13 protein-coding genes are annotated in these 13,522 nt (G+C 69.0%); 8 read left to right on the forward strand and 5 right to left on the reverse strand.

The genetic code is table 11. The annotated features are described in order from the left end of the window. Positions 1 to 93: 93 nt before the first annotated feature. From moaA to ACAM51_RS03780, 6 genes are all read left to right on the forward strand, one after another. The gene (gene moaA / locus ACAM51_RS03755; protein WP_218297635.1) at positions 94 to 1,233 is read left to right on the forward strand and encodes a GTP 3',8-cyclase MoaA; all 1,140 of its coding nucleotides are present in this window, start codon (positions 94 to 96) and stop codon (positions 1,231 to 1,233) included. 124 nt (positions 1,234 to 1,357) lie between these two features. Beyond that, complete coding sequence (locus ACAM51_RS03760) at positions 1,358 to 1,741, forward strand: DUF6713 family protein (protein WP_369642774.1); 384 nt, start codon at positions 1,358 to 1,360, stop codon at positions 1,739 to 1,741. A 30-nt stretch (positions 1,742 to 1,771) separates the two neighbouring features. Then, positions 1,772 to 2,428 carry a molybdenum cofactor guanylyltransferase MobA gene (gene mobA / locus ACAM51_RS03765; RefSeq protein WP_218297637.1) on the forward strand — a complete coding sequence of 219 codons (657 nt, stop codon included), beginning with the start codon at positions 1,772 to 1,774 and terminating at the stop codon, positions 2,426 to 2,428. Between the two features lie 17 nt (positions 2,429 to 2,445). Further along, positions 2,446 to 2,991 (forward strand): GNAT family N-acetyltransferase, encoded by a 546-nt coding sequence (locus tag ACAM51_RS03770; protein ID WP_218297638.1) that lies wholly within the window; start codon positions 2,446 to 2,448, stop codon positions 2,989 to 2,991. Positions 2,992 to 3,010: 19 nt separating this feature from the next. Beyond that, positions 3,011 to 4,369, forward strand: coding sequence for a molybdopterin molybdotransferase MoeA (locus ACAM51_RS03775; RefSeq protein WP_369642775.1), 1,359 nt, complete (start codon positions 3,011 to 3,013; stop codon positions 4,367 to 4,369). Positions 4,370 to 4,470: 101 nt separating this feature from the next. Beyond that, a complete protein-coding gene (locus tag ACAM51_RS03780; RefSeq protein WP_369642776.1) occupies positions 4,471 to 4,803 on the forward strand; it encodes a thioredoxin family protein in 333 nt (110 codons plus the stop codon). Between the two features lie 97 nt (positions 4,804 to 4,900). Here the strand turns inward: ACAM51_RS03780 and ACAM51_RS03785 are convergent, their stop codons facing one another. From ACAM51_RS03785 to ACAM51_RS03800, 4 genes are all read right to left on the reverse strand, one after another. Continuing rightward, complete coding sequence (locus ACAM51_RS03785; RefSeq protein WP_218297641.1) at positions 4,901 to 8,056, reverse strand: efflux RND transporter permease subunit; 3,156 nt, start codon at positions 8,054 to 8,056, stop codon at positions 4,901 to 4,903. Positions 8,057 to 8,071: 15 nt separating this feature from the next. Further along, positions 8,072 to 9,415 (reverse strand): efflux RND transporter periplasmic adaptor subunit, encoded by a 1,344-nt coding sequence (locus ACAM51_RS03790; protein WP_369642777.1) that lies wholly within the window; start codon positions 9,413 to 9,415, stop codon positions 8,072 to 8,074. Positions 9,416 to 9,593: 178 nt separating this feature from the next. Next, on the reverse strand, positions 9,594 to 10,043 hold the full coding sequence (rnhA, locus tag ACAM51_RS03795) for a ribonuclease HI (protein ID WP_218297643.1): 450 nt from the start codon (positions 10,041 to 10,043) through the stop codon (positions 9,594 to 9,596). Then, positions 10,040 to 10,909, reverse strand: coding sequence for a class I SAM-dependent methyltransferase (locus ACAM51_RS03800; protein WP_218297644.1), 870 nt, complete (start codon positions 10,907 to 10,909; stop codon positions 10,040 to 10,042). Before ACAM51_RS03800 ends, rnhA begins: the two co-directional genes overlap by 4 nt. On the opposite strand from ACAM51_RS03800, the gene gloB reads away from it, so the two are divergent. Together gloB and ACAM51_RS03810 are read left to right on the forward strand one after the other, a co-directional pair. Beyond that, complete coding sequence (gloB, locus tag ACAM51_RS03805) at positions 10,908 to 11,684, forward strand: hydroxyacylglutathione hydrolase (RefSeq protein WP_369642778.1); 777 nt, start codon at positions 10,908 to 10,910, stop codon at positions 11,682 to 11,684. The two genes, ACAM51_RS03800 and gloB, sit on opposite strands and share 2 nt — an antisense overlap. Beyond that, positions 11,681 to 13,207: a transglycosylase SLT domain-containing protein gene (locus ACAM51_RS03810; RefSeq protein ID WP_218297646.1), complete on the forward strand. Its 1,527-nt coding sequence runs from the start codon at positions 11,681 to 11,683 to the stop codon at positions 13,205 to 13,207. The genes gloB and ACAM51_RS03810 overlap by 4 nt, the downstream gene beginning before the upstream one ends. 43 nt (positions 13,208 to 13,250) lie before the next feature. Here ACAM51_RS03810 and ACAM51_RS03815 read toward each other — a convergent pair whose 3' ends face one another. Further along, positions 13,251 to 13,403 (reverse strand): DUF3096 domain-containing protein, encoded by a 153-nt coding sequence (locus ACAM51_RS03815; RefSeq protein WP_218297647.1) that lies wholly within the window; start codon positions 13,401 to 13,403, stop codon positions 13,251 to 13,253. Positions 13,404 to 13,522: the final 119 nt, after the last annotated feature.

Below are 13,522 nucleotides of genomic sequence, written 5' to 3' on the forward strand. Positions count from 1 at the left end.
GGCCACGCCGCCGCCGGGGCAGAACTTGACCGCGATCAACTCCGCGCGCAGGGGCTTGCCCCTCTGCGGGGCCCCTTGCGGCAAAATCACCCCATGGCCGAACGTGTGATTCCCCTGGTGGACCAACGCATCGCCGCACTGGCGGCGCGGGTGCCCACGCACCCGGTGGCCCCCACGGGCCAACTCACCGACACCCGGGGCCGCCCGCTGCGCGACCTGCGCATCAGCGTGACGGACCGCTGCAACTTCCGCTGCAACTACTGCATGCCCAAGGAAGTGTTCGACAAGGACTACCCCTACCTGCCGCACGGTGCCTTGCTGAGCTTCGAGGAGATCACCCGGCTGGCGCGGCTGTTCCTGGCGCACGGCGTGCGCAAGATCCGCCTGACCGGCGGCGAGCCCCTGCTGCGCAAGAACCTGGAAGCGCTGGTGGCCCAGCTGGCCCAGCTGCGCACGGTGGACGGCCTGGCGCCCGACCTCACCCTCACCACCAACGGGTCGCTGCTGGCGCGCAAGGCCCAGGCCTTGAAGGATGCGGGCCTGAACCGCGTGACCGTGAGCCTGGACGGACTGGACGACACGATCTTTCGCCGCATGAACGATGTGGACTTTCCGGTGGCCGACGTGCTGGCGGGCATCGAAGCCGCGCACGCGGCGGGCCTGTCGCACATCAAGGTCAACATGGTGGTCAAGCGCGGCACCAACGACCATGAAATCTTGCCCATGGCGCGCCACTTTCGCGGCACGGGCACCACGCTGCGTTTCATCGAGTACATGGACGTGGGCGCCACCAACGGCTGGCGCATGGACGAGGTGCTGCCCTCGGCCGAGCTGATCGAACGCCTGCGCGCCGAGCTGCCGCTGGTGCAGCTCGACCCCAGCAGCCCCGGCGAGACCGCCGAGCGCTGGGGCTACACCAACGCACAAGGCCAGTACGACCCCGCCCTGGGCGAGGTGGGTGTGATCAGCAGCGTGACCCAGGCCTTCTGCCACGACTGCAACCGCGCGCGCCTGTCCACCGAAGGCAAGCTCTACCTGTGCCTGTTTGCCTCGGAGGGCTACGACCTGCGCACCCTGCTGCGCGGCGGCGCCAGCGACGAAGCGATCGCGTCGGCCATCGCCCCCATCTGGCAACAGCGCGGCGACCGCTATTCGGAGCTGCGCAGCAGCCTGCCGGCGGACACCACACAGGGTGGCGCGCGGCGGGTGGAGATGAGCTATATCGGCGGCTAGCGGTGAGACCGGCCCCGTGCATCTCGGCCCTGCGGAGCCCCCGCCCCGCGCCATGGTCCGGGCGCCGACGGTTTTCAGGCACCATGGGTGGCTGCGGCCTTCACCTCTTGCCCACACCCACCCCATGCTCCTTCAATCCACGCACCGCGCACTGTTCCTGGCCAATGCCACCGTCCTGGTCACGCACCAGATCGACGCCGCGTACTGGCATGAGTGGGAGCTGTTCCACATTCCCGGCGGCAACCAGGTCAACCTGCTGCTCAACCTGCCCATCATTGCGCTGGTGCTGTATGCCCAGGCGCAGGTCGCCCGGGGCGACGGCCGTTCGGCCCTGGCCTTCTACAAGCTCATGCCCTGCCTGGGAGCCTTGACCGTGGCGATCCACGGCCTGTTCTTTGCGCTGGGGCACGGGGCGTTCGCGCAACCCGTGTCCCTGGGCCTGCTGGCCTGCACGGCCGTCCTTTCGTGCCTGCAACTGACCGCGCTGCGTGCCCGGCAGCCGCTGTAGCACCCTGCTTTTCACCCATCGCCCACCCCCATGATCGAAACCCAAGACATCACCGGCCTCGTGCTCGCAGGCGGACGCGGCAGCCGCATGGGCGGCGTCGACAAAGGCCTGCAGAACTTTCGCGGCCTGCCGCTGGCGCTGCACACGCTGATGCGGCTGCAGATGCAGACCGGCGCCACCATGGTCAATGCCAACCGCAACCTCGCGGCCTACGAGGCGTTTGGCGCCCCCGTGTGGCCCGATGTGCTGGCCGACTATGCCGGCCCGCTGGCGGGCTTTCTGACGGGGCTGGAGCGTTGCGAAACACCCTGGCTGCTGACGGTGCCCTGCGACACCCCGCTGTTCCCGCTGGACCTGGCCCAGCGCCTGGCGGCCGCGGCAGACGCCCAGGACGCCGACATCGCCATGGCCGCAGCGCCCGAAGACGATGGCACGGGCCGCACCAGCGTGCGCACCCAGCCGGTGTTCTGCCTGCTGCGCGTGGACCTGCTCGAAAGCCTGGTCGCCTTCACCCAGGCCGGCGGCCGCAAGATCGACGCCTGGACGGGCCAGCACCACTGCGCCATCGTGCCCTTCGACCAGCCGGGCGATGACCCCAAGGCCTTCTTCAACGCCAATACGCTGGCCGAGCTGCACGCGCTGGAGAGCACCAGCACACCGCAGGCCCCACAGGCCTCACAGGCTTGACGCGCCCCCCAACCGCCATGAACACGCGCCCGTTTCCGGCCACCAGCTCCGTACAGATCCGCCCCTTGGCCGCCGCGGATGCCGTGGCCTACAAGGCCCTGCGCGACGAGGCGCTGCGCACGGCGCCGGATGCGTTCACCTCCGACTACGAATCCTCGGTGGGCCGCGATGCCAGCGAGTACGTGGCGCGCTTTGGCCCCCTGGAATCCGGCCAGTTCTTCCTGGGGGCCTTCGATGCCACGGGCCAGCTGCTCGGCTGCCTGGGCTGTGAACGCGAGCAGCGCGCCAAGCAGCGCCACTGCGCCGTGGTGGTGGGCATGATGGTGGCACCCCGTGCGCAGCGCCAGGGCATCGGCCAGCAACTGGTGGCCGCCTGTGTGGAGGCCGCCAGCCGCGTGCCCGGGCTGACCCAGCTGGTGCTGACCGTCACCGCCTCCAACACGCACGTCGTGCGCCTGTACGAGCAGGCCGGGTTCCGCGCCTGGGGCCTGCTGCCCCACGCCATCGTGGTGGACGGCGTGGGCTTCGACAAGCTGCACATGGTGCGCGTGCTGCACGACTGATTGAAAGCTACTGAGACCCATGAAAACCATTGCCCAGATTGCCGCCGAACTGCAAGGCTACGACCCGCAGGCCCTGAGCGCCGCCGACGTGAACGCGTTTCTGCAGCGGCTGGTCGAGCCCGTGACCGCCACCGAAGAGCTCCCCCTCTTCGACGCCCTGGGCCGCGTGCTGGCGCGGGACGTCGTCTCGCCCCTCAGCGTGCCCCCGCACGACAACTCGGCGATGGACGGTTATGCGTTCGCCGGCGCACAGCTCACCCCAGGGCAGCCCCTCACGCTGCGGGTGGTGGGCACGGCGCTGGCGGGCAAGGCCTGGGTGGGCACCGTGGCGGCGGGCGATTGCGTGAAGATCATGACCGGCGCCATCATGCCCCCGGGCCTGGACACCGTGGTGCCGCAGGAGTTCACCACGGCCGCAGCCGATGATGGCCACATCACCATCGCGGCCGACGTGCTCAAGACCGGCGACAACCGCCGCTTCAAGGGCGAAGACCTCCTGGAAGGCGGCGTTGCGCTGGCCCAGGGCACGCTGCTGGCACCCGCCGCGCTGGGCCTGGTGGCCAGCCTGGGCCTGCCCACGGTGACGGTGTTCCGCCGCCTGCGCGTGGCGTATTTCTCGACCGGCGACGAGATCCTGAGCCTGGGCGAAGCCCCACGCGAAGGCGCGGTGTACGACAGCAACCGCTACACCGTCTTCGGCCTGCTCACCCGCCTGGGCGTGGAGGTGATCGACCTGGGCGTGGTGCGCGACGAGCCCGCGCTGCTGGAGGCGGCCTTTCGCAACGCGGCACAGCGCGCCGACGCCATCATCACCAGCGGCGGTGTGAGCGTGGGCGAGGCCGACCACACGCGCACCATGATGAAAAAGCTGGGCGACGTGGCCTTCTGGCGCATCGCCATGCGGCCCGGCCGCCCCATGGCCGCAGGGAGCATCGCCGCCACGGAATTTGAGGAAAAAACAGCCTCTGGCGCTGATCCAGCAAGCGCCAATAGCTACCCAAATAATAGCAAACAATCCCACAACGGCGCGGTGCTGTTCGGCTTGCCCGGCAACCCGGTGGCCGTGATGGTGACGTTTCTGGCCTTCGTGCGCCCCGCCCTGCTGCGCATGATGGGCAGCACACACACCGCCCCGCCCCTGGTGCGCGCCACCAGCACCGAAGCCCTGCGCAAGAAACCTGGCCGCACCGAGTACCAGCGCGGCACCGTCACCACCGCCGCCGACGGCACGCTGCAGGTGCGCACCACGGGCAACCAGGGCTCGGGCGTGCTCAGCTCCATGGTGCAGGCCAACGGGCTCATCGTGTTGCACCACGGCCAAGGCAATGTGGCGGTGGGCGACACGGTGGATGTGATGCTTTTTGACGGCGTGATCTGACACGGCCACGGGTACCGGGCCGGTACCCGTCCACCCCTGTCCCGCTAATCTGGAACCCACTGCCTTCCATTTATTTTTATTTCCCTCCGTGGACTCTGCCCATGACCTACGCCGCCCAGCACCTTGCCACGCCCCCCTCCCGCGACGATGTGGACCGCCTGCCGGGCGCGGCCGTCGTCGAGTTCGGCACGCCCTGGTGCGGCCACTGCCAGCGGGCCCAGCCCCTCATCGAGCAGGCGCTCAAGGGCCGCGCGGACGTGGCGCACATCAAGGTGGAAGACGGCCCCGGCCAGCGCCTGGGCCGCACTTTTGGGGTCAAGCTGTGGCCGACGCTGGTGTTCCTGAAGAACGGGCAGGAAGTGGCGCGCCTCGTGCGGCCGCAGGCCCTGCAGGAGGTGCTGGATGCGTTGCAGGCGAGCGCGGGGCCGGCCTGACCACGCCCCGGCGCCCTGAACGAAAAGAAGCCCCGAGGGGGCTTTCCTTTCATCCGTTCCTCATGCACGCGCCCGGCGCCCCGGACCGGGAGGGGCGCTACTTGGCCACGTAGTCATGCGGGTGCAGCGGATGCGCGGGCTCCTCGGCCGCCACCGCCGTGTTCGCGCCCGGCACGGCCCGGCGCGCGAACAGCGTGTACATGGTGGGCACCACGAAGATGGTGAGCAATGTGCCCAGCGACATGCCGCCCACGATCACCCAGCCGATCTGCGTGCGCGTCTCGGCCCCCGCGCCCGAGGCCAGCGCCAGCGGGATGGCGCCGAGCACCATCGCGCCCGTGGTCATCAGGATGGGGCGCAGGCGCTGCGCCGAGGCCTTGACCAGCGCGTCCACCATCTCCATGCCCTGCTCGCGCAGCTGGTTGGTGAACTCGACGATCAGGATCCCGTGCTTGGTGATCAGCCCCACGAGCGTGATCAGCCCGATCTGCGAATACACGTTGAGCGACCCCCCGCTCCACTTGAGGGCCAGCAGTGCCCCGATCATCGACAGCGGCACCGAGACCATGATCACCAGCGGGTCGATGAAGCTCTCGAACTGCGCCGCCAGCACCAGGAAGATGAACACCAGCGCCAGCACGAACACGATGCCCAAAGCGCCCTGTGAGCTCTTGAACTCGCGCGACGTGCCGTTCAGATCCGTGGTGTAGCCCGGCCGGATGACCTTGGCGGCGGTGTCATCCATGAACTTGAGCGCCTCGCCCAGCGAGTAGTCGGGCGACAGGTTGGCCGTGATGGTGGCCGAGCGGCGCTGCCCGAAGTGGTTGAGCTCGCGCGGGCTCACGCTCTCGCGCACCTTGACCAGGCTGGACAGCGGGATCATCGAATCGTTGCGTCCCCGCACGTAGATGGTGTCGATGTTCTCGGGCGTGGTGCGGCCCCGGGCCGCCGTCTGCACGATCACGTCGTACTGCTCGGCATCGCGCTTGTAGCGCGTCACCGTGCGCCCGCCCAGCATGGTCTCGATGGCCTTGGCCACCACGTCCACGCTCACGCCCAGGTCGGCCGCGCGCTCGCGGTTCACCTCGATGCGCAGCTCGGGCTTGTTCAGGCGCAGGTCGATGTCGGGCCCGATGATGCCGGGGTTCCGGGCGATCTCGGCCATGAACGCGGTGGTCACCTGGTTGAGGTTCTCGTAGCTGTCCGAGGTCTGGATCACATAGGTGAGCGGGCGCGCCCGGAACCCCTGGCCCAGCGACGGCGGGGTGATGAGGAACGAGCTGACGCCCGGCAGGTTGCCCACCTTGGGCTGGAGCTCGCGCGCAAGCTCCAGCGTGGTGCGCTTGCGGTTTTCCCAGTCCACCGTGCGGTAGATCACGCTGCCCTGCGCCACGGTGGGGTTGCCGATGTTGGCGAAGATGCGGTCGAACTCGGGGTACTCGCGGCCGACCTTCTCCAGCTCCAGCGCGTAGCGGTTGGTGTAGTCCAGCGTGGCGCCGTCGGGGGCGGTGACGTTGACGAGCACCGTGCCCCGGTCTTCCAGCGGCGAGAGCTCCTGCCGCATGCTCGGGTACACCACCACCAGCGCGGCGCCGCTGACCGCCATGACCGCGATCACGATCCAGCGCGCCTGGAAGACCGCGCCACGAATGCCGCCGCGCCCCGCGCCCTGACCGCCCCAGCGCGCCGTCACGATCCAGCGCAGCAGGCGGCCGTAGGCGTCCGACAGTGCCGTGAGCCAGCGCTCCATGGAGCGGTCGAACCAGTTGGGCTTGGGGTTGTGCTTGAGCAGGAGCGAACACATCATGGGCGACAGCGTGAGCGCCACGAAGCCCGACACCACCACCGCGCCGGCCAGCGCCAGCGCAAACTCCACGAACAGGCGCCCGGTGCGGCCGGGCGTGAAGGCCAGCGGCGCATACACGGCCACCAGCGTGAGCGTCATGGCCACGATGGCAAAGCCGATCTCGCGCGCGCCCTTGATGGCGGCGGAGAACGGGTCCAGGCCTTCCTCGATGTGCCGGTAGATGTTCTCCAGCATCACGATGGCGTCGTCCACCACCAGGCCGATGGCCAGCACCAGCGCCAGCAGCGTGAGCGTGTTAATGGAAAAGCCCGCCAGCGACATGAGCGCGAAGCTGCCCACCAGGCTCACCGGGATGGTGATGATGGGGATGATGGACGCGCGCAGCGTGCGCAGGAACACGAAGATCACCAGCGCCACGAGCACCACGGCTTCGGCGATGGTGGAGTACACGCTCTTGATGGACCGGTCGATGAACAGCGAGTTGTCGTTGGCCACGTCGATCACGATGTCCGAGGGCAGGTCGTCCTTGAGCACGGGCATCATCGCGCGCACGCCCTGCGACAGCTCCAGCGGGTTGGCCGTGGCCTGCCGGATCACGCCGACCGAGATGGCCTCGCGCCCGTTCAGGCGCACGCGGCTGCGGTCGCTGGCCGCACCCTCCTCCACGCGCGCCACGTCGCGGATGCGCACCGGAAAGCCGTTGACGGTGCGGATCACCACCTCGGCGAACTGCCCGGGCGTGGCCAGGTCGGTCTGCGATGTCACGCTGAACTCGCGCTGCTGCGACTCGATGCGCCCCGCGGGCAGCTCCAGGTTGTTGCGCCGGATGGCGTCTTCCACGTCCTGCGTGGTCAGGCGGTAGCCGGCCATGCGCTCGGGGTCCAGCCACACCCGCATCGCGTACTTGCGCTCGCCATAGATGGGCACGTCGGCCACGCCGGTCACCGTCTGCAGGCGCGGCTTGACGATGCGGTTGACGAGGTCGTTGATCTCCAGCGGCGTGCGGGTGTCGCTGCTGAAGGCCAGCCACATCACGGGCGAGGCGTCGGCCTCCACCTTGGCGATCACGGGCTCGTCCACCGCGTCGGGCAGGCGGTTGCGCACACGGGCCGTGCGGTCGCGCACTTCGGCGGCCGCGTTGTCCGCGTCCTTCTCCAGGCGGAAGCGCACGCTGATCTGGCTCTGCTCGGGGCGGCTGATGGAGGTGATCACATCCACCGCGTCGATGCCGGCGATGGAATCCTCCAGCGGCTTGGTGACCTGCGACTCGATCACCTCCGCCGAGGCGCCCGCATAGCGCACGCTCACCGTCACCACGGGCTCGTCGATCTTGGGGTACTCGCGCACCGACAGGCGCGTGAAGCTCACGGCGCCGATCAGCAGCACCAGCAGGGACAGCACGGTCGCAAAGACCGGCCGGCGTATCGATATTTCAGCGAGTTGCATGGCAGTCCTGGTGCTTCATCGATCGCGCGCGGGGCGCGGGCCGGATGGCACCGCCTTGCCGGATGCGCCCGCAAGCTGGCAGGGGCTGGCCCCGGGCAGCGGGGCCACCAGGGCCGGCGAAGGCGCCGCGGCCACAGGCACGGAGCCGGCCGCGCCCGGTGCCGGGGCATCGGCCAGCGCCGCGGGCGCCGCCGAAGCGGGCTGCGCCGCGCCGGTGGCCGGCTTGCCCAGTTCCACCACGCGCACCACGGTGCCGTCCTTCTGGATGCGCTGCTGCCCTGCGGTCACCACCAGGTCACCCGTGGCAAGGCCGTCCACCACTTCCACAAACCCCGGCGTGCGCACGCCCAGCTTGACCGGCGTGCGCCGCGTGACCCGGCTGCCGGGCTCCTTGCCCTCGACGATCCTGAGCACGTAGGGGCTGGTGCCGTCCGGCACGACAGCCTCTTCCGGGATGACCCGGGCGTCGGCGCGCTCCGAAAACACCGCCGTCACCCGGGCAAACATGCCAGGGCGCAGCTGCAGGCGGCGGTTGTCGATGCATCCGCGCACCGCCACGGCACGGCCGTCGGCATCGATCTGGGGGTTGATGGCCTGCACCACGGCGGCATAGCGCACGCCCGGCAGCGCGTCGAACGCCACCTGGGCGGTCTGGCCCGTGCGGATCTTGCCTTGCAGGCGCTCGGGCAGGCGGAAGTCCACGTACACGGCATCCAGATCTTCCACGTTGACGATGTCGGCGCCATCCTTGAGGTAGTCGCCCACGTTCACGCCCCGGATGCCCGCAATGCCGTCGAACGGCGCCACGATCTTCAGGCGCGAGGCCGTGGCCTGCGCCAGGGAGAGCTTGGCCTGGGCCACCTCCAGGTTCGCGGCGCTTTCGTCCACGGACCGCTGGCTGATGAAGCCCTGGGCCACGAGCTCCTGGTTGCGCTTGTGGTTGGCCCGGGCAATCGACAGTTCGGCCTGGCCCTGCTGGACCTGGGCACGCGGCAACTGGTCGTCGAACTGCACCAGCACCTGCCCGCGCCGCACGCGCTCGCCGTCCCGGAAATTGAGCTGGGTGATGCGCCCGCTCACCTCGGGGCGCAGCACCACGCTCTGGCGCGAACGCAGGCTGCCCACGGCCTCGGCGTCATCGCGCATGGCCATCTGCCGGACGGCCACCGCCTCGACCGCCACCGGCCGGCCGGCCCCACCCGGGGCGCCGCCCCGGGCGGGTGCGCCATTGCCACCGCCGGCCAGGGCCGCCTCGGTGCGCGGGGCCTGCACGGATTTCTTCTGCAGCCACCATGCGGCACCGGAGGCTGCAGCGATGCCGATGACGGCGAAAACGATGTATCTGTGCTTGGACGCCATGGATCAATGAAACCGGGTGAAGTGGGAAAGCGCAACCAAAGAATGTATCAGTGCGTGTCTTGACCTGCAGCAACTCGCGGCTTGACCCCAAGGTCAATTGCGGCAGTTTTACGCAGGCTTTACACAAGGCGCGCACAAAAAAGGCTCCCGAAGGAGCCTTGGCTGGCGAAGAGCGCCGTCACGCGCGGCCCAGGGCCTTGTCCACGCCGCGGTTGGCCAGCGCGTCCGCGCGCTCGTTGCCCGGATCGCCAGAATGCCCCTTCACCCATCGCCACTCGATGCGATGCCCGCCTGTGCTCACCAGCGCATCCAGGCGCTGCCACAGCTCGACGTTCTTGACGGGCTGCTTGGAGGCGGTGCGCCAGCCCCGGGCCTTCCAGCCATGAATCCATTCGGTGATGCCCTTGCGCACATATTCGCTGTCCAGGTACAGCGTCACGGCGCAGGGCCGCTTCAAGGCGGAGAGCGCCTCGATCACGGCCAACAGCTCCATGCGGTTGTTGGTGGTGCCCAGCTCGCCGCCAAAAATCTCCTTCTCCGTCGGGCCGGAACGGAGCACGGCGCCCCATCCCCCCGGACCCGGGTTGCCCTTGCAGGCGCCATCTGTGTATATCTCTACCTGGTTCAAACTGTGTTCCTGTCTCTTTCGGCGGCCGTGATGGCCCGGGAGGTGCGCGCGGGCGTACCCGCCGCGTGTGCGCGGTTGGCGATGGGCACCGTGGCGGCGGACCGCTGGCGGCTGGTGCGCCAGGCGGGCTCCAGCAAGCGCATGCCATGCACCCGCTTGACCGCCACGATGAAATAGGCGGCGCCAAAAATGGGCCACCATTTCTCACCCAGCCCATCCATGAAGCCAAAGCGCTCCAGCCACCGGGTGGTGCGCACCGCTGGACGATAACAGCCAAAACGGGCGGATTCGACCTCGAAACTCAAAAGCCTGAGCCAGTCGCGCAACCGCCGGTAGCCAATGAACTCGCCCACGTCGGGCAGGTACAGCGTGCCATTGCCCATGCGCTGGTACATGCGTGCGCGCCACTGGCGCAGCCCCCACAGGCTCGTGGGGTTCAGCCCGCTGATGACCACGCGGCCCTCGGGCACCAGCACCCGCTCCACCTCGCGCAGGGCGGCGTGGGGGTCGACACTCAGCTCCAGCGTATGGGGCAGGACCAGCAGGTCCAGGCTGGCCTGCGCGAACGGCAGGGCCACGGGCTCGGCGAGCAGGTTGACCATGCGGCACTGCAGGGGTGCGTCCACGCCACTGCCCGCCTCCAGAAAGCCCAGGGAGCCCTGGACGCCCTCCTGGCCCAGGGCCAGCCACTGGTGCGGCATGCGGTTGGCGCGCAGGCCGTCAAGCAGGGGCATGCCAAGCTGCAGGCTGTGGTATCCAAAAATATCCGCCACCGCCTCGTCGAAGCGCGCCTGCTCCCACGCCAGCAGGTACCGGCCCGGCGGGGAATCGAACCAGTGGTGCAAACCTATAATTTGATCGCTCATGAACTTGCTGCCGCTGCCCGCCTTTACCGACAACTACATCTGGATGCTGCACAACGGCCGCCAGGCGCTCGTCGTCGACCCGGGGGATTCCGCGCCCGTGCTGCAGGCACTGCAGCAACTGGACCTGCAGTTGCAGGCCATTCTAGTCACGCACCACCACGCCGATCATGTCGGTGGCGTCGATGCCGTGCGCGACGCCACCGGCGCCACGGTGTATGGCCCCGCGCGGGAGCAGATCCCCGGGCCCCTGCACCGCCTCGCGCAGGGCGATACGGTGGACGCGCTGGGGCTGCGCTTCGAGGTCATCGACGTTCCGGGCCACACCGCCGGCCACATCGCCTACTACTGCCGCCGCATCGACGGTGAGCCCCTGCTGTTCTGCGGCGACACGCTTTTTTCCGGCGGCTGCGGCCGGCTGTTCGAGGGCACGCCGGCCCAGATGCTGGACTCCCTGGACCAGCTGGCGGCCTTGCCCGGCAACACCCGCGTGTGCTGCACGCACGAGTACACCCTGTCCAACCTGAAATTCGCACGGGCCGTGGAACCCGGCAACGATGCGCTGCTCCACTACAGCAGCCAGTGCGAGGCGCTGCGGGCACGCCACCAGCCCACGCTGCCTTCGCGCATGGCCCTGGAGCGAGACATCAACCCCTTCCTGCGTGTGCGCCAGCCCGCGGTGGCCCATGCCGCCCGAGGCTACGACGCGCAGGTGAATCAAGACGATGCAGTGGCGGTACTGGCCGCGCTGCGCCAATGGAAAAACGAGTTTCGATGAAAATTTTGCACATCGCCTGCCTGGCCTGCGCGCTCTGGCTCACGGGCTGCGCCACCACCGCGCCATCGCAGGACAGCGCAGCCGGCACCGCCCCTTCATCCTCCACCGGCGCTGCGCCCCGCACCGCCTCCCACACCCCCGTCATTCCCAACGGACCGCTGCGCCCCATCACGGCGGCGCAGGCGGCCAGCGGCGAGGTCGCATCGCTCTCCACCCCCGCCGACCTGTGGGACCGTATCCGCCGGGGCTTCGCGATGCCCGACCTGCAGCACGAACTGGTGCAGGACCGCGAGCAGTGGTACGCCACGCGCCCCGACTACATGCAGCGCATGACAGAGCGTTCGAGCAAGTACCTGTTCCACATCGTCGAGGAGCTGGAGCGGCGCGGCATGCCCACCGAGCTGGCCCTGCTGCCCTACATCGAGAGCGCGTTCAACCCCCAGGCCGTCTCCAGCGCCAAGGCGGCCGGCATGTGGCAGTTCATGCCCGCCACGGGCAACTACTTCGATCTCAAGCAGAACGCATTCCGCGATGACCGCCGCGATGTGCTCGCCTCCACGCGCGCCGCGCTCGACTACCTGCAAAAGCTCCATGGCATGTTCGGCGACTGGCACCTGGCCCTGGCCGCCTACAACTGGGGCGAGGGCAGCGTGGGCCGGGCCATCGCCCGCAACCAGAAGCAGGGGCTGGGCACCACGTACACCGACCTCAACATGCCGGCCGAAACCCGCATGTACGTGCCCAAGCTGCAGGCCGTCAAGAACATCGTTGCCCACCCCGAGGCCTTCCGCACCGAGTTGCCGCTCATCGAGAACCACCCCTACTTCCAGACGGTGGACATCACCCACGACATCGACGTGGCCCTGGTGGCCACGCTGGCGGGCGTGCGCGAGGAGGACTTCCGGGCGCTGAACCCCTCCTTCAACAAGCCGGTGATCCTGGCGGCCGGCACGCCGCAGATCCTGCTGCCCTGGGACAACGCCAAGGTGTTCCAGCGCAACCTCGAAGCGCGCCGCGAAGGGCAGTACGCCAGCTGGACCGTGTGGTCCGTGCCCTCCACCATGACGGTGGCCGAAGCGGCGCAGCGCGCGGGCATGAGCGAGAACGACCTGCGCAGCGTCAACAACATACCGCCCCGCATGCTGATCAAGGCGGGCTCGGCCCTCATGGTTCCGCGCTCGTCGGCCATCCGCCAGGACGTGTCGTCCCACCTGGCGGACAACGGGCAGGTCGCTTTCTCGCCGGAGATCGTCACCCGCCGCACCACCGTGCGGGCGGGCAAGGGCGAAACCGTGGCGAGCATCGCCCGCCGCTACAAGCTCGCGGCGGCCAGTGTCGCGGACTGGAACGATGTGCGCGCGACGGCCGCCTTCAAGGCAGGCCAGCAGGTCGTGGTGTATCTGCCGGTGCGGCAGGCCAGCCAGGCACGGGGCACGGTGGCGCGGGCGGGCACCGCCGCCAAGCGGCCGGCGGCCGCGCCGTCGCGCCGGGGCGGCACGCCCTCCAAGGTCAAGCGCCGCTGAAAAGCCCCTGAAAGGGCAGCGCGGACAGAGGCGCCCGCCCGCCTCAGAACTTCAGCGTGTGCATGCCCAGCAGCCCCAGGATGCCCATGATGATGAGGTACAGCGCCACGATGGTGCTGAGCAGGCGGGGCATGACCAGGATGAGGATGCCCGCGATCAGGGAGACAAGCGGGCCGATGCTGAGGGTGAACGTCATGGAGCGATCCTTGGTGGAGGGGTGAGTGGTATGCCGAGGCTACGGCCAACCGGACGCCGACGAATGTAAGCCATCTTCCCGACCCGGATGCCGCAGGCGCCACACGGAATGGGCGGCCT

It is taken from the genome of Acidovorax sp. A79, assembly GCF_041154505.1.
Classification (GTDB): Bacteria; Pseudomonadota; Gammaproteobacteria; order Burkholderiales; family Burkholderiaceae_C; genus Acidovorax.